Origin of the sequence: Streptomyces sp. NPDC026673 (assembly GCF_040638135.1) — a bacterium.
In the GTDB taxonomy this organism is placed as follows: domain Bacteria; phylum Actinomycetota; class Actinomycetes; order Streptomycetales; family Streptomycetaceae; genus Actinacidiphila.
In genome coordinates, this window is the sequence record NZ_JBEZXR010000031.1 from 41601 (window position 1) to 64171 (window position 22571).

The 22571-nt window shown below is 71.7% G+C and carries 19 protein-coding genes and 1 pseudogene; 14 read left to right on the forward strand and 6 right to left on the reverse strand.

The window, feature by feature from the left end; translation table 11 throughout:
* Window positions 1–121: 121 nt before the first annotated feature.
* From AB0F62_RS21575 to AB0F62_RS21600, 6 genes and pseudogenes are all read left to right on the forward strand, one after another.
* Window positions 122–571 carry a DUF485 domain-containing protein gene (locus AB0F62_RS21575; protein ID WP_361801218.1) on the forward strand — a complete coding sequence of 150 codons (450 nt, stop codon included), beginning with the start codon at window positions 122–124 and terminating at the stop codon, window positions 569–571.
* Window positions 568–2175, forward strand: coding sequence for a cation acetate symporter (locus AB0F62_RS21580; RefSeq protein WP_361801221.1), 1608 nt, complete (start codon window positions 568–570; stop codon window positions 2173–2175). The genes AB0F62_RS21575 and AB0F62_RS21580 overlap by 4 nt, the downstream gene beginning before the upstream one ends.
* Window positions 2176–2484: 309 nt before the next feature.
* A pseudogene (locus tag AB0F62_RS21585) lies at window positions 2485–2622 on the forward strand (ABC transporter permease); the annotation flags it as partial.
* Window positions 2571–3323, forward strand: a complete 753-nt coding sequence (locus tag AB0F62_RS21590; protein ID WP_361801224.1) for an SDR family oxidoreductase — start codon at window positions 2571–2573, stop codon at window positions 3321–3323. The pseudogene AB0F62_RS21585 and the gene AB0F62_RS21590, both read left to right, overlap by 52 nt.
* Window positions 3324–3337: 14 nt before the next feature.
* Complete coding sequence (locus AB0F62_RS21595; RefSeq protein WP_361801227.1) at window positions 3338–4987, forward strand: thiamine pyrophosphate-binding protein; 1650 nt, start codon at window positions 3338–3340, stop codon at window positions 4985–4987.
* Window positions 4988–5004: 17 nt separating this feature from the next.
* Window positions 5005–5754 (forward strand): IclR family transcriptional regulator, encoded by a 750-nt coding sequence (locus AB0F62_RS21600; RefSeq protein ID WP_361801230.1) that lies wholly within the window; start codon window positions 5005–5007, stop codon window positions 5752–5754.
* 6 nt (window positions 5755–5760) lie between these two features.
* On the opposite strand, the gene AB0F62_RS21605 is transcribed toward AB0F62_RS21600, so the two are convergent.
* A complete protein-coding gene (locus AB0F62_RS21605) occupies window positions 5761–6453 on the reverse strand; it encodes a response regulator (RefSeq protein WP_361801233.1) in 693 nt (230 codons plus the stop codon).
* Window positions 6450–8102, reverse strand: a complete 1653-nt coding sequence (locus AB0F62_RS21610) for a sensor histidine kinase (RefSeq protein ID WP_361801236.1) — start codon at window positions 8100–8102, stop codon at window positions 6450–6452. The genes AB0F62_RS21605 and AB0F62_RS21610 overlap by 4 nt, the downstream gene beginning before the upstream one ends.
* Before the next feature lie 231 nt (window positions 8103–8333).
* On the opposite strand from AB0F62_RS21610, the gene AB0F62_RS21615 reads away from it, so the two are divergent.
* Genes AB0F62_RS21615 through AB0F62_RS21625 form a run of 3 tightly spaced genes read left to right on the forward strand, consistent with a single transcriptional unit; the run spans window position 8334 to window position 11094 of the window.
* Window positions 8334–9149, forward strand: coding sequence for an ABC transporter ATP-binding protein (locus AB0F62_RS21615; protein WP_361801239.1), 816 nt, complete (start codon window positions 8334–8336; stop codon window positions 9147–9149).
* Window positions 9139–10008, forward strand: a complete 870-nt coding sequence (locus AB0F62_RS21620) for an ABC transporter permease (RefSeq protein WP_361801242.1) — start codon at window positions 9139–9141, stop codon at window positions 10006–10008. Before AB0F62_RS21615 ends, AB0F62_RS21620 begins: the two co-directional genes overlap by 11 nt.
* A gap of 48 nt (window positions 10009–10056) precedes the next feature.
* Entirely contained in the window at window positions 10057–11094 is a 1038-nt protein-coding gene (locus AB0F62_RS21625) for an ABC transporter substrate-binding protein (protein WP_361801245.1), read from the forward strand.
* Here the strand turns inward: AB0F62_RS21625 and AB0F62_RS21630 are convergent.
* From AB0F62_RS21630 to AB0F62_RS21640, 3 genes are all read right to left on the reverse strand, one after another.
* Window positions 11061–11966: a sucrase ferredoxin gene (locus AB0F62_RS21630; RefSeq protein ID WP_361801248.1), complete on the reverse strand. Its 906-nt coding sequence runs from the start codon at window positions 11964–11966 to the stop codon at window positions 11061–11063. The two genes, AB0F62_RS21625 and AB0F62_RS21630, sit on opposite strands and share 34 nt — an antisense overlap.
* Before the next feature lie 68 nt (window positions 11967–12034).
* Entirely contained in the window at window positions 12035–12271 is a 237-nt protein-coding gene (locus AB0F62_RS21635; RefSeq protein ID WP_361801251.1) for a hypothetical protein, read from the reverse strand.
* Window positions 12272–12641: 370 nt separating this feature from the next.
* Window positions 12642–13307 carry a DUF6082 family protein gene (locus tag AB0F62_RS21640; protein ID WP_361801254.1) on the reverse strand — a complete coding sequence of 222 codons (666 nt, stop codon included), beginning with the start codon at window positions 13305–13307 and terminating at the stop codon, window positions 12642–12644.
* A gap of 338 nt (window positions 13308–13645) precedes the next feature.
* Here AB0F62_RS21640 and AB0F62_RS21645 point away from each other — a divergent pair, with 338 nt between their 5' ends.
* The 5 genes from AB0F62_RS21645 to AB0F62_RS21665 all read left to right on the forward strand — a co-directional run bounded on the left by AB0F62_RS21645 (window position 13646) and on the right by AB0F62_RS21665 (window position 19963).
* Complete coding sequence (locus tag AB0F62_RS21645; RefSeq protein ID WP_361801257.1) at window positions 13646–14653, forward strand: LacI family DNA-binding transcriptional regulator; 1008 nt, start codon at window positions 13646–13648, stop codon at window positions 14651–14653.
* A 249-nt stretch (window positions 14654–14902) separates the two neighbouring features.
* Complete coding sequence (locus tag AB0F62_RS21650; protein WP_361801260.1) at window positions 14903–16315, forward strand: extracellular solute-binding protein; 1413 nt, start codon at window positions 14903–14905, stop codon at window positions 16313–16315.
* A 37-nt stretch (window positions 16316–16352) separates the two neighbouring features.
* Window positions 16353–17318, forward strand: coding sequence for a sugar ABC transporter permease (locus tag AB0F62_RS21655; RefSeq protein ID WP_361801263.1), 966 nt, complete (start codon window positions 16353–16355; stop codon window positions 17316–17318).
* Window positions 17319–17332: 14 nt separating this feature from the next.
* Window positions 17333–18211 (forward strand): carbohydrate ABC transporter permease, encoded by an 879-nt coding sequence (locus AB0F62_RS21660; protein ID WP_361801266.1) that lies wholly within the window; start codon window positions 17333–17335, stop codon window positions 18209–18211.
* A gap of 99 nt (window positions 18212–18310) precedes the next feature.
* Window positions 18311–19963 (forward strand): glycoside hydrolase family 13 protein, encoded by a 1653-nt coding sequence (locus AB0F62_RS21665; RefSeq protein WP_361801269.1) that lies wholly within the window; start codon window positions 18311–18313, stop codon window positions 19961–19963.
* Window positions 19964–20032: 69 nt separating this feature from the next.
* On the opposite strand, the gene AB0F62_RS21670 is transcribed toward AB0F62_RS21665, so the two are convergent.
* Window positions 20033–22483: a DNA topoisomerase IV subunit A gene (locus AB0F62_RS21670; protein WP_361801351.1), complete on the reverse strand. Its 2451-nt coding sequence runs from the start codon at window positions 22481–22483 to the stop codon at window positions 20033–20035.
* Window positions 22484–22571: the final 88 nt, after the last annotated feature.

The window sequence follows — 22571 nt, forward strand, 5'->3', positions numbered from 1 at the left end:
CCTCAGGAGTGGGGCACCGTCACCCGATGAGGTGAAGGTTTCTGCTTGGGGGCTCCCGGATCTTCCCGCAATGTCCATGCTTGGGCGCACGGCCGATCGGCCGGTGAAGCGAGGAGAGTTCGTGAAAGAGCACGACCGGGCGGAAACCGGAGGGCTGCGGGTGGACGACCCCTGGTACGACGTCCTGGCCGCGGGGGAGTGGGAGGGGCCCGAACCGCCGCCCGTCTCCGTCCCGTCGCAGGCCCGCCCGGCCGAAGGACACGCCGGGGTGTACCGGGAGGTGCAGGCCAGCGGCCCCTTCCAGGAAGTGCGTTCACGCTACCGCCGGTTCGTCTTCCCGGCGGCCGCCGCATTCCTCGCCTGGTATCTGCTCTACGTCGTCCTCGCCACGACCGCGCCGCGGCTGATGGCCCGGCCGCTGGTCGGCGAACTCAACGTCGCGATGGCGCTCGGACTCGCCCAGTTCGCCTCGACCTTCCTGCTGACCTGGGCCTACGCCCGGCACGCCCGGCTGCGCCGCGACCGGGCCGCCCTCGACCTGCGCTGGGACACCCAGGAGCGGATGCGGTGACCGGCAACCACCAGGGACTGGCGCTGGTCCTCTTCACCGTCTTCGTCTCCGTCACCCTGGCGATCACCGCCTGGGCGGGCCGCCGGCGCAGCTCGTCGGTGGAGTTCTTCGCCGGCGGCCGTCTCTTCTCCCCTCTGGAGAACGGATTCGCGATCGCCGGCGACTACATGTCCGCCGCCTCCTTCCTCGGCATCTCCGGACTCATCGCGCTCTTCGGCTACGACGGCATGCTCTACTCCGTCGGCTTCCTCGTCGCCTGGCTGCTCGTGCTGTTCCTCGTCGCCGAACTGGTCCGCAACTGCGGCCGCTACACCCTCGCCGACGTCCTCACCGCCCGCATGCGACAGCGCCCGGTCCGGATCGCCGCGGGCACCTCCTCGGTCACCGTCTCCGTGCTCTACCTCGTCGCCCAGATGGTCGGCGCCGGAAGCCTGGTCTCCCTGCTGCTCGGCGGTCAGGGTTCGGCCGCCCGCACCTGGACCGTCATCGGTGTCGGCGCGCTCATGGTCTTCTACGTGGCCTTCGGCGGCATGCGCGCCACGACCTGGATCCAGATCGTCAAGACCGTGCTCCTCATGGGCGGCACGATCACCCTCACGGTCCTGGTCCTCCTCCGCTTTCACGGCGACCTCGGGGCGCTGCTGCGCTCGGCGGCCGACGGAAGCGGCCACGGCCGGAGCTTCCTCGGCCCCGGCGTCCTGTACGGGCACAGCTGGACCGACCGGCTGGACTTCATCAGCCTCGGTCTCGCCCTGGTCCTGGGAACCGCCGGGCTGCCGCACATCCTGTCCCGCTTCTACACCGTGCCCACGGCGCGGTCGGCGCGGCGTTCCGTGGTGTGGGCGATCGGCCTCATCGGCGGCTTCTACCTGATGACGATCGTGCTCGGCTTCGGCGCGGCGGCGCTGGTCGGCTCGAATGCGGTGCGTGCCTCCAACGCCGCCGGCAACACCGCGGTGCCACTGCTCGCCCTCGATCTGGGCGGCGGCGCGGGGTCGACCGGTGGAACGGTTCTCTTCGCGGTCGTCGGAGCGATCGCCTTCGCCACGATCCTCGCCGTCGTGGCAGGCATCACCCTCGCCTCGTCCGCCTCGGTCGCGCACGACCTCCACGCGACGCTGCGCCGCCGCAGGCCGGCGGCCGGCGGCAAGCGCTCGGAGCACCAGGAGGTGCGGGTGGCCCGCGTGGCCGCGGTCTGCATCGGCGCAGTGGCGATCACGCTGAGCCTCTTCGCGCAGGGCCAGAACGTGGCCTTCCTGGTGGGGCTCGCGTTCGCGGTCGCCGCGTCGGCCAATCTGCCGGCGCTGCTCTACACGCTGTTCTGGCGGAGGTTCACGACCCGCGGCACGGTGTGGGCGATCTACGGGGGCCTCCTTCCGGCGGTGGTGCTCGTGCTGCTCTCCCCGGTGGTGTCGGGCAGTCCGCAATCCCTCTTCCCGGGTGTGGACTTCCAGTTCTTCCCCCTGGAGAACCCCGGCCTGGTGTCCATCCCGCTCGGCTTCGCCGCGGGATGGCTGGGCACGGTCCTCTCCCGCGAGCGTGCCGACGAGGACAAGTTCGCCGAGGTCGAGGTGCGTTCCCTCACCGGGGCCGGCGCGGTGTGACACCGGCCCCCCAGGGCGCCGCGCCACCCGGACACCGCTGCGCACCGCGCCCCAGAGCACGGCGTTCCGCCTGACGGAACGCTCTGATTGCCGCGGGTCCGCAACGCCTTCACGCTGTGCGGCATGCCATCCAGACCTGTGCGTTGGCTGCTGCGCGACGAGACGGGCGTGGCAGCGGTCCTGGTGTTGCTGGTGCTCGTCGTGGGCCTGGCCGAGCCGGACTTCGTGTCGCGGTCGAACCTGACCGGGACCGCCCACAGCGCCTGCTATGTGGGCCTGATGGCGGCCGGCATGGTCTTCGCCCTCGCCATGCGCGAGGTCGACCTCTCGGTCGGCGGGGTCTACGCACTCGGGGTGACCGTGGGGGCGGTGTGCATCCGCGACGGCTGGTCCCCGTGGGCGGCGTCCGCGGCGGTACTGGTGCTGTCGGCGCTGCTCGGCGCGGGCAACGCGGTCGTGGCGACATACGTGGGACTGCCGACGTTCATCGTCACCCTCGCCACCGCCATGCTGCGCTGCGCGCCGCCGCGGCCGAACTGGGCGACGAGCGCTGCGCCGTTTACGTCGCGGACGTCACCGTGGCCGCGCAGGTGGCCGCCGCCGTGGCCGGTGGCCTCGCACGCTTCGGACGGCTCGACGTCGTCTTCAGCAACGCCGGGATCACCGGCGAGGTCGCCGCCATCGAGGACTACCCGGAGGAGGTCTTCCGGCGGGTCCTCGACGTCCATGTCGTCGGCGCGTTCCTGCTGCTCCGGCAGACCCTCCCGCACCTCGGACCCGGCGGCTCCGTGATCATCAACTCCAGCGTCGCCGGACTCACCGCCGACCCCGGCATCAGCGGCTACGCGGCCGCCAAGCACGCCCAGGTCGGGCTGATGCGCGTCGCGGCACGCGAGGCCGCCGCCCGCGGCATCCGGGTCAACAGCATCCACCCCGGCCCCACCGACACGCCCTTCATGCGGCGCATCGAGACCGCCGCCACCGGGCAGCCTTCCGAGCACGCGGCCAGGGCGTTCGACGCGATGATCCCCCTCGGCCGGCACGCGACACCCCAGGAGATCGCCCGCACCGTGCTCCACCTGGCGGGCGAGGACGCGAGCTTCACCACCGGAGCCACCGTCGCGGTCGACGGCGGCATGAGCGTATGAGAGGCGCCCCCGCCATGACGACCGCTCTGCGGGCCCTGCTGGAGATCCTCGCCGACGAGGGCGTCGACCGGGTCTTCGGCAACCCCGGCACCACCGAACTGCCCTTCCTCGAGGCGCTGTCCGGGCCCGGCGCCACGCCCGAGTACGTCCTCGGCGTCCAGGAGGGCTCGGTCGTCGCCATGGCCGACGGCTACGCCCGGGCCACCCGCCGTCCGGCCTTCGCCAGCCTGCACATCGCCGCGGGCACCGCCAACGGCCTGATCGGGATGCTCAACGCCCGGCGCTCCCGCACCCCGCTGGTCGTCATGGCGGGCCAGCAGGACCGGCGCCACCTCCTCCAGGACCCCATGCTCGCCGGGGACCTGGTCGCCCTCGCCTCCGGCGCGGCCAAGCGCGCCGAGGAGGTGCACCGCCCCGAGGACCTGCCGCTCGTGCTGCGCCGGGCCTTCGCGCTGGCCCGGCAGCCGCCGCAGGGGCCCGTGTTCCTCTCCGTGCCGATGGACGTCCTCGAGGACGCCGCACCCGTGGAGGTCCCCGCACGCTCCCCCCTCGCGCCGCCGGGACCCGCCGGCGGGCTCGACCGGGCCGCGGTCCTCCTGGCCGCCGCCGAACGGCCCGCGATCGTCGCGGGCGACGGCGTCGGCAGGGAGGGGGCGGTCGCGGGCTTGGTCCGCGTCGCCGAGGCGCTCGGCGCGGTCACCTACCACCAGCCGATGAACGACCACCTGGACTTCCCCGGTTCCCACCCGCTCTACGCCGGGCCGCTGCCACCCGTCAACGCCCGCATCCACGAAGAGCTGAAGGGGCACGACGCGCTGCTCATCGCCGGCTGCCGCGCCTTCACCCCGCACCACTACAGCCCCGGCCCACCCGTCCCGGAGCACCTGACGGTCGTCCAGATCGACGCCGACGCCGCCGAGCCGGGGCGCAACTTCCCCGTCGCCCTGGGCCTGACCGGCCCGCTGGACTCCTCCCTGGCCGTGCTCGCAGGCCACCTGGCCCGGCTGGTCCCCGAGGAGACCGCCCGCGACCGGATCCGGGAGGCGGGTGCCCGCCACGCCGAGGCACGGGCCCGGTGCGACCTGCGGGCCCGCTCGGCGCGGAGCCGTATCCCGGTCGACCCGCTCGCCGCCGCGCACGCCCTGGCCACCGCGCTGCCGGAGGACGCGGTGCTCGTCGAGGAGTCGATCACCGTCGGGGTGCACCTGCGCACCGTGCTGCGCCGGGACCGGCCGGGCGGCTTCGTGCACACCGTCGGCGGGGGTCTGGGCTGGGGCATCGGCGCGGCCGTCGGCCACCGTCTCGGCGCGCCGGAACGCCCGGTGGTGGCCGTCCTGGGCGACGGCTGTGCGATGTTCGGGCTGCAGGGGCTGTGGAGCGCGGCGCGCCACCGGGTGCCGGTCCTCTTCGCGGTGATGGCCAACGGCGAGTACCGCACCCTGAAGGACACCCTCGGCAGCCGGGGCGGCACCGGGGGCGGCACCCCCGCCGCCCCCCATCCCGGCCTCGACCTGGGCGAGCTCGACTGGCGGCTGGCCGCACGCTTCTTCGGCGTCCCCGCGGTCCGTGTGGACGGGACGGAGGAACTGGCGCGGACCGTCGCGGCGGTGCGCGGACTCGACGGCCCGCTGCTGGTCGAGGTGCCCTTGCGGGGCCACTCATGAGCGCCGAGGATGCCCCCGTGACGGAGAGCCGGTCGATGCTGGCCCGCGGAGCCGCGCTGCTCGGCGCCTTCGCGGCGGGCGAGGACGTGATCCCGCTCGGTGAACTCGCCGCCCGCACCGGACTGCCCAAGTCCACCGTGCACCGGTTGCTCGCCGAACTGACCGACGTCGGTCTCGTCGAGCGCGGAACGGACGGCTACCGGCTCGGCCTCGCCCTCTTCGAGCTGGGCCAGCGGGTGCCGCACCGGCGACTGCGCGAGGCGGCGCTGCCGTTCATGGAGGAACTGTACGAGGCCACCCACGAGAACGTGCACCTCGCGGTCGTCGACGGCGCCGACACCGTCTTCCTGGAGAAGCTCACCGGCCGCCGCTCCATGCCGATCGTCTCCCGGGTCGGCGGCCGCCTCCCCGCGTACTGCACCGCCACCGGCAAGGCGCTGCTCGCCTACGGCACCCCGCCGGGCCTGGCCGCGGTGCTCGGCGTCGGGCTGCGCCGGCGCACGCCGCGCACCATCGTCGTGCCGCGGTTGCTCCAGCAGGACCTCGTCCGCACCCGCGCTCGCGGCTACGCCGTGAACTGGGAGGAGGCAGAGGTCGGGGTCTCCGCCGTCGCGGCACCCGTCTACGGCCCCCGGCTCGGCTCCCGTGCCTTCCCCGTCGCCGCCGTCTCCGTCACCGGGGCCACACGGGGGCTGCGGCTGGACCGCGTCGCACCCGTGGTGTGCGCCGCGGCACGGGCGCTGAGCCATGAACTCGCCCGCCGGTGAACCGGATCAGCCGGACCGCGCCCACGCGTACCGGTGCTCGGGGCGGCCGGTGTCGCCGTACTTCAGGGTGAGGCTGATCCGGCCCTCGCGCTCCAGGAACTTCAGATAGCGCTGGGCGGTGGAGCGGCTGATCCCCGCGCGCTCGGCGACCTCGTGGGCGGACAGGGGCCGCGCGGCCTCGGTGAGGACCTTGCGCACCAGGTCGGCGGTGGGCGCCGAGTGCCCTTTGGGCAGCTCCGCCGGCGCCGCCCCGGCGGTGCGCAGCGCGCCGAAGATGCGGTCCACCTGCTCCTGGCCGGCCTCGCCGCGCCCGCCGACGCCGTCGAGCGTGCGCCGCAGCGCCGCGTAGCCGTCCAGTTTGGCCCGCAGGCCGGCGAAGCTGAACGGCTTGACCAGGTACTGCAGTGCCCCGAAGCGCATCGCCGCCTGCACGGTCGCCACGTCGCGGGCGGCCGTCACCATGATCACGTCCGCGGTGTGACCCAGCTGCCGCATGCGCCGCACCAGGGTCAGCCCGGTCTCGTCCGGCAGGTAGTGGTCGAGCAGCACCAGGTCGACGTGCATGCGCTCCAGGGTCGCCAGCGCCTGGGCGGCGGTGTGGGCCCGGGCGGTCACCCGGAAGCCGGGCACCTTGGCGACGTACGCCGCGTTGATCTCGGCGACGCGGAAGTCGTCGTCCACGACCATGACATCGATCATCGTGTCCCCCCTGCCGGTGCCGGTGCCGGTGCCGGTGCCGGTGCCGCGGACGCCGTCGACGCCGCGGTGGTGAGTTCCGCGTCGGCGAGCGCCTCCGGCAGGACGACGGTGAAGACCGCGCCGCCGCCCGCGCGGGCGGTCACCCGGGCCATGCCGCCGTACCGCTCGGCGAGCCGCCGTACGAGCGCGAGGCCGAGCCCGCGGCCGCGGTGTGCCGGGGACCGCTTCGTCGTCCAGCCCTCGGCGAAGATCCGCTCACGCGCCTCGGGCGGTACGCCCGGGCCGTCGTCGGACACCCGCAGGACGGCCGTCGTCCCCTCGGCGCGCAGCTCCACCTCGACGAGCGAACCGGCCGCGTCCAGGGCGTTGTCGATGAGGTTGCCGAGTACGGTGACCAGGTCGCGTGGGTCCACGACGCGATCGGGCAGCAGGGTGGCGGGGGAGACCGACAGGGCCATCCCCCGCTCCGCGGCGATCGCCGACTTGCCGACCAGCAGGGCGGACAGCAGCGGATCCCGGACCCGCTCGGCGACCTGCTCGGCGGAGGCCCGCTGGGCGTCGGCGACCTCTCCGACGAAGTCCACGGCCTCGTCGTACAGGCCCAGCTCCAGCAGCCCGAGCAGGGTGTGCAGCCGGTTGGCGTGCTCGTGGTCCTGGGCGCGCAGCGCGTCCAGCAGTCCGTGCGTGCTGTCCAGCTCCCGGCCCAGCCGCTCCAGTTCGGTGCGGTCCCGCAGGGTGGCCACGGCCCCGCCGTCCCCGGTGGGCATCCGGTTGGCGACGAGCACGCGCGTCCCACTGACCGTCAGCAGGTCGGTGCCCACGACCCGGCCGGCCAGCAGGTCGGTGGTCCGCCCGGGCGGCAGCAGCTCGTCCAGCGCACGGCCCGTGGCGTCCGGGCCGAGGCCGAGCAGCCGCTGCGCCTCGTCGTTGAGCAGCCGCACCCTGCCCCGGGCGTCCAGCGCGATGACGCCCTCACGGATGCCGTGCAGCATCGCCTCACGCTCGTCGAGCAGCGCGGAGATGTCGGCGAAGGCCAGCCCGTGCGTCCTGCGCTGCAGCCGCCGCGACACCAGCAGCGCCGCCAGCACGCCGACCCCGAGCGCGGCGCCCGCGTACAGCAGCAGCACGGGGACGGTGGCCAGCAGCCGCTCGCGGACGCTGTCGTAGGCGATGCCCACCGACACGGCGCCGACGAGCCTGCCGTCGTCGCCGTACAGCGGCACCTTGGCGCGCGCGGAGCGGCCGAGGGTGCCCCGGTCGATCTGCATGATCTCCCGCCCCGACAGGGCCACGCTGGGATCGGTGGAGACATGCCGGCCGATCCGGCCGGCGTCGGTGTGCGACCAGCGCACGCCCCGGGTGTCCATGACGACGATGTACAGGGCGCCGGTGGCACGGCGGATCCGCTCGGCCTCCTCCTGCACCGGTCCGCCGACGCTGGGCCGGGTGGTGACCAGATCATGGGCGAGACCGGGGGTCGCGGCGGTGGTCTGCGCGATGGACAGCGCCTGCCGCATCGCCTGCTGGTCCAGCTGCGAGCTGAGCGGGGCGAGGAACAGCCCGGTGGCCAGGGTGATCACGCCGGTGGTGAGGACCACCTGGACGAGCAGCACCTGGGCGAAGACACGGCGGGGCCAGCGGATGCGCATGTACGTCACCCCCACCCTTCCCGGTGTTCCGCGCCCTTGCGGAATTCGCTCGTCCGTTTGCCCGGCTGTGAACGCAACGTAAACGCGGCCGGGGTCCGCTGCCCAGCCCCTGTGGCTCTTTCGTTGTCGTAGCGCGAGCAAAACGAGCAGAACAGGGGGTTGTGGGCACAACACGGAGTTGTGACCGCAAGGCTGCCCCCGCCACCGGGGCCGCACCTACCGTCCCGGCCCATGAGCACACAGACCAGCCCCGCCATCGAATTGCGGGGTGCGAGCAAAGCGTTCCGGACCCCGTCGGGGGCCCTGCACACGGCCGTCCGCGACCTGGACCTGACCGTCGGGCGCGGAGAGTTCGTCGCCGTGGTCGGCCCCACCGGCTGCGGCAAGTCCACGACCCTGACCCTGGTCAGCGGGCTGGAGGAGCCCACCGAGGGCGAGGTGCTGGTCGCCGGCGAGCCCGTGCGCGGCATCGGCGACAAGGTCGGCTTCGTCTTCCAGCAGGACGCCGTCTTCCCCTGGCGGACCGTGCTGTCCAACGTCATGGCCGGGCCCCGCTTCCGCGGCGTGCCCAAGGCCGAGGCCAGGGAGCGGGCCCGCGCCTGGCTCGCCCGCGTCGGCCTGTCCGCCTTCGAGGACCGCTACCCGCACCAGCTCTCGGGCGGCCAGCGCAAGCGCGTGGCGCTCGCGGCCACCTTCGTCAACGACCCCGAGATCCTGCTGATGGACGAGCCGTTCTCGGCGCTCGACGTGCAGACCCGCGCGCTGATGTCCGACGAGCTGCTGGAGCTGTGGTCGGGCACCGGTGCCTCGGTCGTCTTCGTCACCCACGACCTGGAGGAGTCCATCGCGCTCGCCGACAAGGTCGTCGTCATGACCGCCGGTCCGGCGACGGTCAAGGAGGTCTTCGAGATCGACCTGCCGCGCCCGCGCAAGGTCGAGTCGGTGCGGCTGGAGCCGCGGTTCATCGAGATCTACCGCGAGATCTGGGCCTCGCTCGGCGAAGAGGTCCGCATCACCCGCGAGAGGGGTGCCTTTGATGCCGCCTGAGACCGTGGCGGCCCCTATGGCCGCCGTCACCAAGACCACCGACCGCGCGCGGGCCCGCGCCCGCGCCGCCCGCAACCGCGCCTACCTGGTGTACGGCAGCCGGGCGTTGCTGCTGATCGCCGTCCTGGGCCTGTGGGAGTGGCTGGCCAGGGCCGAGGTCATCGACCCCTTCCACTTCTCGATGCCGTCGCGGATCTGGGAGCAGATGCGCACCTGGGCCGTGGACGGCACCGCCCAGGGCTCGTTGTGGGAACAGATCTGGTACACGCTCTACGAGGCCCTGCTCGGCTGGGCCATCGGCGTCGTCGCCGGCGTGGTGCTGGGCATCGCGCTCGGGCGGGTCCGCTTCCTCGCCGACGTGCTCGGCCCCTACATCAAGGTGCTCAACGCACTGCCGCGCATCGTGCTCGCGCCGATCTTCCTGATCTGGTTCGGACTCGGCCCGGCCTCCAAGGTCGCCTCCGCGGTCGTCCTGGTCTTCTTCCCGGTCTTCTTCAACGCCTTCCAGGGCGCTCGCGAGGTGGACCGCAACCTGGTCGCCAACTCCCGCATCCTGGGCGCCGGAGACCGCCAGGTCACCCTCCAGGTCGTCATCCCCTCCGCGACGTCCTGGATCTTCACCAGCCTCCATGTGAGCTTCGGATTCGCCCTGATCGGCGCCATCGTCGGCGAGTACATCGGCGCCACCAAGGGCCTCGGCCTGCTGGTCGCCGCCTCGCAGGGCACCTTCAACTCCGCCGGCGTGTACGCCGCGATGGCGATCCTCGCGGTCGTCGCGCTGCTCGCCGAGGGCCTGCTGACCTTCCTGGAGAAGCGGCTCTTCCGCTGGAAGCCCGCCGAGTCCGGCTCCGGCCGCTGACCCGCACGACCACCTCCCGCAAACCCCCTTCACAAGGACGTGAACCAGATGCGCGCACCCCTCAAGGTCGCGGCCGCCGTCGCCGCCTCCGCCGTCGCCCTCACCACGCTGACCGCCTGCGGCGGAGACTCCGCCTCCGCCTCCGGAGGCAAGGGCGACAAGGTCAAGATCATGGTCGGCGGCCTCGACAAGGTCATCTACCTGCCCGCGATGCTCACCGAGCGGCTCGGCTACTTCAAGGCCGAGGGCCTGGACGTCCAACTGCTCACCGAACCCGCCGGTGTGCAGGCCGAGACCGCGCTCGTCTCCGGCGACGTGCAGGGCACCGTCGGCTTCTACGACCACACGCTGGACCTGCAGGTGAAGGGCAAGCAGGTCGAGTCGGTGGTGCAGTTCTCGCAGGCACCCGGCGAGGTGGAGATCGTCTCCAACGCGGCGGCAGGCGATCTCACCGCCGCCGGGGACTTCAAGGGCAAGAAGCTGGGCGTGACCGGCATCGGCTCGTCGACGGACTTCCTCACCAAGTACCTGGCCGTCAGCAACGGCGTGAAGACCAGCGAGTTCACCCCCGTCGCTGTCGGTGCCGGCCAGACCTTCATCTCCGCGATGGAGCAGGGCTCGATCCAGGGCGGCATGACCACCGACCCCACCGTCGCCACGATCCTGGACAAGGGCCTGGGCAAGGTGCTCATCGACATGCGCACCCCCGAGGGCTCGCGGAAGGCGCTCGGCGGGCTCTATCCGTCCTCCAGCCTCTACATGCAGACGGAGTGGGTGAACACCCACAAGGAGACGGTGCAGAAGCTCGCCAACGCCTTCGTCAAGACGCTGAACTGGATGTCCACACACAGCGCGGCGGAGATCGCGGCGAAGATGCCGGCCGACTACGCGCAGGGCGGCGGGCAGGAGCTCTACGTCAAGGCGATCGAGAGCACTCTGCCGATGTTCACCAAGGACGGCGTGATGCCCGAGGGCGGCCCCGAGACCGTCGAGCGGGTCCTCAAGGCGTTCAACCCCAACCTGCAGAACGCGAAGGTGGACCTCGCGAAGACCTACACCACGGAGTTCGTCAAGAGCGCCGGCTGAATGCCGCTGATCTCCATCCGCAGCGGCGCTCCCAGGGCCGCCCCGCAGCTTTCGGGCCGGGGCGGCTCCGCCGCGACCGGTGTCACCTCGACGTCCCAGGCCCGCCCGTCGACGTGCCGTACGCGGGTCCCGCCGGCACCGTCCACGGTCAGCGCCTCGGCCCGCAGCTCACCGGTCAGCCGCCGGACGGCCAGTTCGGCGGCCTGCCCCGGGCGCTCCCACGCGGACCGGCCGCGGCAGCCCTCCAGCACCATGTCGCCCTCCCGGGCGGCCGCCAGCACCTGCCGGGCCAGCCGGGCGTCGACCCGGGCGTACGCGTAGCCGTACGGCAGCACGAGCATCGTCGGGGAGAAGCGGTGCCCACCGAGGTGGGTCACCTCCCACACCTCGCCGAGCCCCGAGGCGGCGAGTTCCGCGGCGAGCGGCCGGCCGTTGAGGGCGCAGCAGCGGTCGCGCTTGCCGTTGGTGCACACGAGGGCGAGCGGGCCGCCCTCGTACGGCATCCCGAAGCCGCGGTGGTCCCCGCGGCCCAGCGCGTCGAAGTCCAGGCCCAGCAGCGCGGCCGGGTCCTCCACGACCGCGTCCCGCACCCATGAGCCGCCCGGCGCGGTGTGCGCCACGTAGGCGGTACGCCGCCGCACGTCGTGCCGGTCCGCGTGCCGCCCGGGCCGCCGGATCAGCCCGACCCGCACCCCGGTCCCGGCGGCGGCCCGCTCCAGCGCCCTACCCACCCGGGGATCCAGATGGCTCCCGGTCAGCGCCTTGGGTCCCCACGGGCCCGGCTGCTCGAGCAGCAGCCAGGTCCGCGCGGTGGCCGCGGTGGCGGCGAGGGGCTCCGCCAGCGAGCTGGACGCGGAGGTGCAGGTGCTCATGAAGGTAAGCCTAACCTTCCGCACCACCCCCGGCGCTCCCGCCCCTCCTGTACGGCGTAGGGGAGCTCTCAGGCGTCCGGGATGTCGGCCTTCGCCCGGACCAGGGTCTCTCTACTGATCACCACGATGCGTTCGTAATCTGCTCGGCCGGCGTCGGCGGGGAGTCGCCCGTCGAGCGTTGCTGTCGCATCGGTGCCAATGACGGCGAAATCACCGTTCGCCAGTTCGAAAATGTCCGGACATGTCGTCCCGTTCATGCTGCCGCGTTCACGTGGGGACGCACCGATGCGTCGCAGGATATCCATGGGATCAGAGACTGTCATCAGGCAGCCCGTGGTGGTGGGAAATCCGGGGCTGTTGGAGTGGCGGGTGGGAACTGGGAGGGCGTGTGCGCTCAGGGGCGGCGTCGGCCTCGGAGTGCGTGAATCACCTCGGCGAGGGCGCGGAGGACATCGGGCTTGGGGGTCACGCCAGACGATCACCACGGCTGTTACGGCGGTGATCAATGTGATCAGGACGCAGGCCGCAATGCCGGCGAGGGCGGGGTTCACGTCGAGGGCCGCTGTCCGAAGGTCGGTCACGGGGCGAGAGAGTGTCATCACGTAGCCCCAGCGGGAAAGCGTCCGTCTCGTTGGAGTGACGCATGGGGCGTTGGCGTGGCAGCACGCGAATGCGTCAGACGCCTCCGCGGCCCTCGAACTCCTGGATCGCCCCGTCGACGATCGCGCCGAAGAGACGTTCTTCGCCGGCCGGGTCCAGGACGGCGCGATGTGCCGCAGTGAACGCCCAATACTCGCGGAATCTGCGGCTCTGGACGAGCACCCGCAACTGTCCGCGTATCTCGGGCAGCGGATACGTACCCAGCCGGTATGCCAGGAGGTAGTGGGAGAAGATCAGGTTCGCGTACAGCATCTCGCGGCCCTGCTCGGCGGACACTTCGTCGAATCCCGCCCAGACGACCATGAGTTCCGGGTTGTCGATGGCCAGCTTGAGCAACTCGACGTGCAGGGTACGTAGGTCCGCCTCCGCGCTGCGGTACAACTGGGCGTGCGTCCGCGTGAGTTCGCGCCGCTGTAGGGACAGCTCCCGCCGACTGTGCCGGGCTTTCCGCTGCTGTACCGCGAAGGTCACCAGTACCGCCGCCAAGGCCAGCCCCGAGAACGCGGCGTTCGCGGCCATGAAGGTCGACGCGGCGGAGTCGGGGGCCGTGCCCGAGGGCGATGCGAGGGCCACCATGAGTTTGCCCAGGGCCACGGCGACGGCGGCCGTGAGCACCAGGACGGCGGTGACCCCGACGACCAGCAGGGCGGCGATTCCGCCCACCTCTCTGGAACGTGCCATGTGACCCCCCGATCCGCGCATGACCGCCCGACGGAGCGGCCGCAGCCCGAAGAAACGAAGCTCCGGGCAAGTGCGAGCGGCTCTGGTCGACTGCCTCGGAGAGGTGAGAAGCACGCAGGGACGCACGGGTCCGGCACCCGCCGTCCAATGAGTGTTACCCGCAGGGAACGGCCGTGAAGCGTGCTATTCAGGACAGGTGGCCGCTGTATTGGCGCAGGTTGGAGGCTGGACGTCACTTCTGCCCCACCCGTCCCGGCGGAACGGCCGGGTGACCGGCGTCCCAGCGGCCTTGCGCAAGAGCGCAAACCACTTGCATGTCATGTCGTATGCTTGCGCGCATGACGCGACGGCTTGCCGAAGTAGCGAAGAAGGTCGGGGTCAGTGAGGCCACCGTCAGCCGTGTGCTGAACGGGAAGCCGGGGGTGTCCGAGGGCACCCGCCAGGCGGTGCTCACGGCGCTGGACGTGCTGGGGTACGAGCGGCCGACGCAGTTGCGGGGGAATCGCGCGCGGCTGGTCGGGCTGGTGCTGCCGGAGCTGCAGAACCCGATCTTCCCGGCCTTCGCCGACATCGTCGGCGCCGCCCTCGCCCAGCAGGGCCTGACGCCGGTGCTGTGCACGCAGACGGCCGGCGGGGTGTCGGAGGCGGACTACGTCTCGCTCCTGCTGCAGCAGCACGTCTCCGGCGTGGTCTTCGCCGGCGGCCTCTACGCGCAGGCGGACGCGCCGCACGACCACTACCGCCTGCTGGCCGAGCGGAACCTCCCGGTCGTGCTGATCAACGCCGCCATCGAGGACCTCGGCTTCCCGAGGGTGTCGTGCGACGACGCGGTCGCCGTGGAGCAGGCCTGGCGGCACCTGGCCTCGCTCGGCCACGAGCGGATCGGCCTGTTGCTCGGGCCGACCGACCACATGCCGTCGCGGCGCAAGCTGGCCGCGGCGCGGGCCGTGGCCGCCGCGGGCGGCACGGCGCTGCCGGACGAGCATGTGGGGCGGGCGATGTTCACCCTGGAGGGCGGCCAGGCGGCGGCCGCCAAACTCTGGGAGCGCGGGGTCACCGGGATCATCTGCGCCAACGACCCGATGGCGCTCGGCGCGGTGCGGGCGGCCCGTCGCCTCGGGCTCTCCGTGCCCGGCGACGTATCCGTGGTCGGCTACGACGACTCGGCGTTCATGACCTGCACCGACCCGCCGCTGACCACCGTGCGGCAGCCGATCGAGGCGATGGGCCGCACGGCCGTCGAACTGCTCGCGCTGAAGATCGCGGGCAAGCAGGTCGCCTCCGACGAGCTGCTGTACGAGCCGGAGCTGGTCGTCCGCGGGACGACGGGGCCCGTGCGCGGCTGAGCCCCCGCGCGCGCCGCGGACCGGGCCGTTCCGACACCGTCGGAACGGCCCGGTCCGCGTTTGCGGCGGTCCGTCTCCCGCCCCGTTCATGACGTCGTGGCGCTTCGCAGCTGAGCTGCGCAAGGTCGTCAATCTTTTGCGAAATCTGCGCGAGATATTGCGGACACCTGTTTGTGGTGCTTGAGTGTGCGACGCCCCCGCTGCGTGTGGTCGGGGGCCTTCCACGCTCATGCCCGAAGGGGACCACCGATGAGAAGCTCCTGGTTCCGCTCCGCCCGCCGTGCCTCCGCGGCCGCGCTCGTCTCCGCGCTGGCCCTGGCCGCCCTCACCGCCTGCGGTACCAGCAGCAGCGCGGACAACGACAACAACGCGGGCGGCGGTTCGTCCGACCCCACCGCCCCGCTGGACCCGAAGGCCAAGGTCACGCTCACCATCGACTGCATGCCGCCGGCCGCGAAGAAGGCGGAGCTCAAGGAGTGGAAGGAGGACGTCGCCGCCTTCAACAAGAAGTACCCGAACGTGACGATCGACGGTAAGTCGACGCCGGGGCAGTGCGAGGAGCCGGCCCGCTTCACGGCCGCGCTGAAGGCCAAGTCCCAGCCGGACGTGTTCTACACGTACTTCACCGACCTGCAGCAGGTGCTCGACAACGACGGCGCCGAGGACATCACCGCGTACGTCACCGACAAGACCGTCCCGGCCCTGAAGGACATCGACACCAACGTGCTCGACGTCCTGAGGAAGGACGGCAAGCTCTACGGGCTGCCCACCAGCAACTACCGCATGGGCCTGCTCATCAACCGCAAGCTCTTCACCCAGGCCGGCCTCGACCCCAACAAGCCCCCGACCACCTGGGAAGAGGTGCGCACCGCGGCCAAGGCCATCGCGGGAGTGGGCAAGGGCGTGTCGGGTTACGGCGAGTACAGCGCCCAGAACACCGGCGGCTGGCACTACACCGCGACGATGTACGGCCTCGGCGGCGAGATCGTGTCCACCGACGGCACCAAGGCGGCCTTCAACACCGACCTCGGCAAGCAGATCGTCCAGAACCTGCACGACATGCGCTGGACCGACAACAGCATGGGCCAGACCCAGCTGCTGAAGTGGGGCGACCTGCAGAAGCAGATGGCCGCCGACAAGCTCGGCATGTTCCTCGCCGCGCCCGACGACATCACGTACATGGTGCAGCAACTCGGCGCCGACTACGCCAACTTCGGCATGGGCCCGATCCCCGGCGGCAAGGCCACCCTCTTCGGCGGCAACGACTACATGATCAAGAAGGGCAGCTCGCCCGACAAGATCAAGGCCGCCATAGCCTGGCTGAACTTCAAGACCCTCACCCCCGGCAAGGGCCAGTTCGACTACGCCCGCAGCAAGACGGACGGCCTCCCCGTCGGCCTGCCCCAGCCGGCCTTCTTCACCGGCGCGAGCAAGACCAAGGACGACCAGCTGAAGGCCGCCAGCGCCACCATGCCGGTCGAGAACTTCCGCGCCTTCATGGACAACCCGATCCCCGGCAAGGCCGAGCCGCCGAAGGCCCAGGAGATCTACAAGGTCCTGGACAACGTGATGTCCGGCGTCCTGACCAACAAGAACGCGGACGCCGCCAAGCTGCTGTCCACCGCGGAGACCCAGGTCAACCAGGTCCTCGCCAACCAGTAGCCCCGGCCCCCTCGGCACCCGGCACCCAGGAGCGACGATGTCCGCCCCCACCCTGCCCAGCAGCACTCCCGCGAAGAGCCGGTCGCGCCGTACGGTACGCCGCCCCGCCCCGGACGTCCGACGTCCGGGGCGGGCCGGCCAGTCCGTGCGCCGCAACCTCACCGCGCACGCGTTCCTGATCGGCGCCGTGCTCTGCTTCGCGTTCTTCTCGTGGTACCCGATGGTGCGCGAGTTCCTGCTGGCCTTCCAGAAGACCGAGGGCGGGCAGACCACCTGGGTCGGCTGGGCCAACCTGAACTACGTCTTCCACGACCCCGCGTTCTGGCAGGCCTGGCGCAACACCCTGCTCTTCACCGGCCTGGCCCTGCTGCTCGGCTTCGTGGTGCCGTTCCTCATCGCCCTGCTGCTCAACGAACTGCGGCACGCGCGGGGCTATCTGCGGCTGCTGGTGTACCTGCCGGTCATGCTGCCGCCGGTCGCCTCGGTGCTGATCTTCAAGAACCTCTACAACCCCGAGTACGGCCTGTTCAACCGCATCCTGGCGACGCTGCACCTGCCCACCCAGCAGTGGCTGCAGTCCACCGACACCGCCATGTTCTCGGTGGTCATCGCCTCCACCTGGATGAACATGGGCGGCGCCACCCTGATCTACCTGGCCGCCCTCCAGGGCATCCCCGGCGAGTTGTACGAGGCCGCCGAACTCGACGGCGCCGGACTGCTGCGCAAGATCTGGCATGTGACGGTTCCGCAGACCCGGCTGATCCTGTCGCTGATGCTGCTGCTGCAGATCATCGCCACGATGCAGGTCTTCACCGAACCCTTCCTGCTGACCGGCGGCACCGGCCCGGAGGGCTCCACGACCACCGTCGTCTACCTGATCTACCAATACGCCTTCAACTTCAACAACTACGGCGGTGCCGCGGCGCTCGGCCTGGTGCTGCTCGTACTGCTGGCGGTCTTCTCCGCCGGCTACGTGCGGCTCAGCCGCGCCGCGGACGAGTAGGACGGGACACACCGATGAGCAGCACGAGAACGCTGATATCGCCGACGCAGCTGGCGAGCCGGCGCGGCCGGATCCTCTACCGGACCGTCCTCACCCTGGTGGTCACCACCTTCACGCTGGTCTTCCTCGGCCCGCTGTACTGGATGGCCTCCAACGGCCTGAAGAGCACCGAGGAGTTCGCGCGGATCCCGCCCACCACCGTCCCGCAGGCCCTGCACCCGGAGAACTACACCAGCGCCTGGGAGGTGATGGACCTGTCCCACCTCCTGCTCAACACCCTCTGGTACGCCTTCGGGGCGCTCGCCTTCCAACTGGTCCTCGATGTCGCCGCCGCCTACTCGCTGTCCAAGCTGCGTCCGGTGCTCGGCAAGGCGATCCTCGGAATGATGCTGGCCACGCTGATGATCCCGGCGACGGTCCTGGTCGTACCGCAGTACCTGACCGTCCTGGACGTGCCGATCTTCCAGCGCAACCTGCTCAACTCGCCCTGGGTGATCTGGCTCCCCTCCGTCACCAACGCCTTCAACATCTTCCTGCTCAAGCGCTTCTTCGACTCGGTGCCGCAGGAGCTGCTCGACGCCTCCGCGATCGACGGGGCCTCGCAGGTGCGGACCCTGTGGTCGGTGGTCCTGCCGATCTCCCGGCCGATCCTCGGAGTGGTCTCCATCTTCGCGATCGTCGGGGTCTGGAAGGACTTCCTCTGGCCGATGCTCACCCTGAACGACCCGACCAAGCAGACCCTCAACGTCGGCATCTACTCGCTCGCCAGCGGGGTGCCGGAGAACTGGCTCCTCGCGGCCATCGCGATGGCCTCCGTTCCCACCCTGCTGATCTTCCTCGTCTTCCAGCGCAACATCATGAGCGGCCTCACCGCCGGCGGCCTCAAGGGCTGAGACCCGGCCCCGACGGCCTCCCGGCCGCACCCCTCCAGCACCTCGCCGCCCGCCACGGGGCGGGCGGCGCGGTCCCAGCTGCCCGAAAGGACCAGTCACGTGGCAGACACCCACCCGGCCGAGGCCACCGACGCGTGGTGGCGCGGCGCCGCCATCTACCAGGTGTACGCACGCAGCTTCGCCGACGGAGACGCGGACGGCACCGGCGACCTCGCCGGGGTGCGGTCCAGACTGCCGTACCTGGCCGCGCTGGGCGTGGACGCGCTCTGGTTCAGCCCCTGGTACCCCTCGCCCATGGCCGACGGCGGCTACGACGTCGCCGACTACCGGGCCATCGACCCGGCCTTCGGGACCCTGGCCGACGCCGAGAAGCTGATCGCCGAGGCGCGCGCCCTGGGCATCCGCACCATCGTCGACATCGTCCCCAACCACATCTCCGACCGGCACGTCTGGTTCCAGGCGGCCCTCGAGGCCGGGCCCGGCAGCGCCGAGCGCAAGCTGTTCCACTTCCGCACGGGTCGCGGCGAGAACGGGGAGCTGCCGCCCAACGGCTGGCGCTCCCAGTTCGGCGGCTCCGCCTGGACCCGGCTGCCGGACGGTGACTGGTACCTGCACCTGTTCGCCCCGGAGCAGCCCGACCTCGACTGGTCCCACCCCGCCGTCCGGCAGGAGCACGAGGACGTGCTGCGCTTCTGGTTCGACCGCGGCGTGGCAGGGGTGCGCATCGACTCGGCCGCGATGGTCGCCAAGGACCCGGACCTGCCCGACTTCGTGGAGGGCAGCGACCCGCACCCCTACATCGACCGCGACGAGCTGCACGACATCTACCGCTCGTGGCGGGCCGTCGCCGACCCCTACGACGGCGTGCTGATCGGCGAGGTGTGGCTGCCGGACGCCGAGCGCTTCGCCCGCTACCTGCGCCCCGACGAGCTGCACACCGCCTTCAACTTCGACTTCCTTGCCTGCCCCTGGGAGCCGGAGCGGCTGCGCGCCTCCATCGACTCGACCCTCGCGGCGCACGCGCCGGTCGGTGCCCCGGCGACCTGGGTGCTGGCCAACCACGACGTGACGCGTACGGTCACCCGCTACGGCCGCGCCGACACGGGCTTCGACTTCAAGACCAAGGCCCACGGCATCCCCACGGACCTGGAACTCGGCATGCGGCGTGCCCGTGCCGCCGCCCTGCTGACCCTCGCGCTGCCCGGTTCGGTCTACCTCTACCAGGGCGAGGAGCTGGGACTGCCCGAGGTCGAGGACATCCCGGCCGAGCTGCTGCAGGACCCGATGTACTTCCGCTCCGGCGGCACCGACCCGGGACGTGACGGCTGCCGGGTGCCGATGCCCTGGTCGGGGGACGCGCCGCCGTACGGCTTCGGCGGCGAACGCCCCTGGCTGCCGCAGCCGGCCGACTGGGCGGCCCACACCGCGCAGGCCCAGGAGGCGGACCCCTCCTCGATGCTGAGCCTCTACCGGACGGCCCTGGCGCTCCGCCGCGCCGAACCCGGCCTCGGCGAGGGCCCGATGGTCTGGCTCGACGGCCCCGGCGACGTGCTGGCCTTCCGCCGCGAGGGCGGCTTCGCCTGTGTGCTCAACCTGTCCGCGGACCCGGTCGCGCTCCCTCCGCACCAGCGGCTCCTGCTGGCCAGCGGTCCGCTGGGCGAGGACGGCCGGCTGCCCCGGGACACCTCGGTGTGGCTGCGCCTGGACGACGCCCCGGCCCGCACCGGCGAACCCGAGACGTACGCGTCCTGACACCGCGTACGCGCAGGGGCGCGGCACCCGCACCGGGTGCCGCGCCCCTCGCCGTCGTGTACGGGCCGGTCACACCGGACCGGCGACCACCGCCACCCGCTTGGTGAGCGCCACACCCGAGCCGTCCCGGCGCGGGTCCTTCGGCGGAAGGTCGGCGGGCGTACCCGCGGAGGTGGCGGCACGGGCGGGGGTGCCGCCGGCCCAGGCGAGGAGCAGCGTGTCCTCGCCCTTGAGGAAGCGCTGGCAGCGCACGCCGCCGGTCGCCCTGCCCTTGCGCGGGAACTGGTCGAACGGCGTGAGCTTGGCCGTGCCCTCCTCGGCCCCGGCGAGCGTCTCGCGGGCGCCGGCGAGGGTGAAGACCACGGCGTCGGCCGACGGATCGACGGCGGTGAAGGAGATCACCTTGGCGCCGTCGGTCAGCTTGATGCCGGCCATGCCGCCCGCCGGGCGGCCCTGCGGACGCACCTGGGCCGCCTGATACCGCAGCAGCTGGGCGTCGTCGGTGATGAAGACCAGGTCCTCCTCGCCGGTGCGCAGCTCGACCGCGCCGACGATCCGGTCGCCCTCCCTGAGCGCGATGACCTCCAGGTCGTCCTTGTTCGCCGGGTAGTCGGGCACGACGCGCTTGACGACGCCCTGCTCGGTGCCGAGCGCGAGGCCCGGGGAGGACTCGTCCAGCGTCGTCAGGCAGAGCACCTGCTCGTCCGGCTCCAGGGAAAGGAACTCCGCGATCGGCGCACCGCCCGCCAGGTTCGGCGCGCCGGTGGGCACCGGAAGGATCGGCAGGTCGATCACCGCGAGCCGCAGCAGGCGCCCGGTCGAGGTGACCACGCCGATGTCGGCCCGCGCCGTCGTCGGGATGGCCGAGACGATCACATCGTGCTTGACCCGCTTGCCGTCGCCCGGCGTCAGGGCCTCGCCGTTCGCCGTACGGGCCAGCAGCCCGGTCGAGGAGAGCAGCACGCGGCACGGGTCGTCGGCGACCTCCAGCGGCACGGCCGCGATCGGCGTCGCACCCGGCTCGAGCAGCATCGTGCGGCGCTCGGTGGCGTGCTTCTTGGCGACCGCCGCCAGCTCCGCGCCGACCAGCTTGCGCAGCTCGGCGTCGGATTCCAGGATCCGGGTCAGCTCCTCGATCTCCGAGGTCAGCCTGTCCCGCTCGGACTCCAGTTCAATCCGGTCGAAGCGGGTGAGCCGGCGCAGCGGGGTGTCGAGGATGTACTGGGTCTGGATTTCCGACAGCGAGAAGCGCTCGATGAGGCGCTCCTTGGCCTGGGCGGCGTTGTCGCTGGAGCGGATGATCGAGATGACCTCGTCGATGTCGACCAGCGCCACCAGCAGGCCCTCGACCAGGTGGAGGCGGTCCCGGCGCTTGCCGCGGCGGAACTCGCTGCGCCGCCGGACGACCTCGAAGCGGTGGTCGAGGTAGACCTCCAGCAGCTCCTTCAGACCCAGCGTGAGCGGCTGGCCGTCGACCAGCGCCACGTTGTTGATGCCGAAGGACTCCTCCATGGGGGTCAGCTTGTAGAGCTGCTCCAGGACGGCCTCGGGGTGGAAGCCGTTCTTCACCTCGATGACCAGCCGCAGCCCGTGCTCGCGGTCGGTCAGGTCCTTGACGTCGGCGATGCCCTGCAGCCTCTTGGAGCCGACCAGGTCCTTGATCTTGGAGATGACCTTCTCCGGGCCAACCGTGAACGGCAGCTCGGTCACCACCAGGCCCTTGCGGCGGGGCGTGACGTCCTCCACGGACACCGTGGCGCGGATCTTGAACGTACCGCGGCCCGTCTCGTACGCGTCCCGGATGCCGTCCAGGCCCACGATCCGGCCGCCGGTCGGCAGATCCGGGCCGGGGACGTACCGCATCAGCGTCTCGAGGTCCGCGTTCGGGTACCGGATCAGGTGGCGGGCGGCGGCGATGACCTCGCCCAGGTTGTGCGGCGGCATGTTGGTGGCCATGCCCACCGCGATGCCGGAGGCGCCGTTGACCAGCAGATTCGGGTAGGCGGCGGGGAGCGCCACCGGCTCCTGCTCCTGGCCGTCGTAGTTCGGCGTGAAATCGACGGTGTCCTCGTCGATCGACTCGACCATCAGCATCGCGGCCGGGGTCGTGCGGGACTCCGTGTAACGCATCGCGGCCGGAGGGTCGTCGTTGCCGAGCGAGCCGAAGTTGCCGTGGCCGTCGACCAGCGGCACGCTCATCGAGAACGGCTGGGCCATGCGCACCAGCGCGTCGTAGATCGAGGCGTCGCCGTGTGGGTGGAGCTTGCCCATCACCTCGCCGACGACGCGGGCGCACTTCACATAGCCCCGCTCGGGGCGCAGCCCCATCTCGTTCATCTGGTACACGATTCGGCGGTGCACCGGCTTGAGCCCGTCGCGGGCGTCGGGGAGCGCGCGCGAGTAGATGACCGAGTAGGCGTACTCGAGGAAGGACCCCTGCATCTCGTCGACGACGTCGATGTCGAGGATGCGCTCCTCGAAATCGTCCGGCGGCGGGGTCTTCGTGGTGCGGCGGGCCATCAGGGCGCTGCTCCTTCGGCTGGACCTCATCGGGTAAGGACACGGGACTGACGCGGTCCATTGTGGACCGCCCCACCGACAGCCCGAA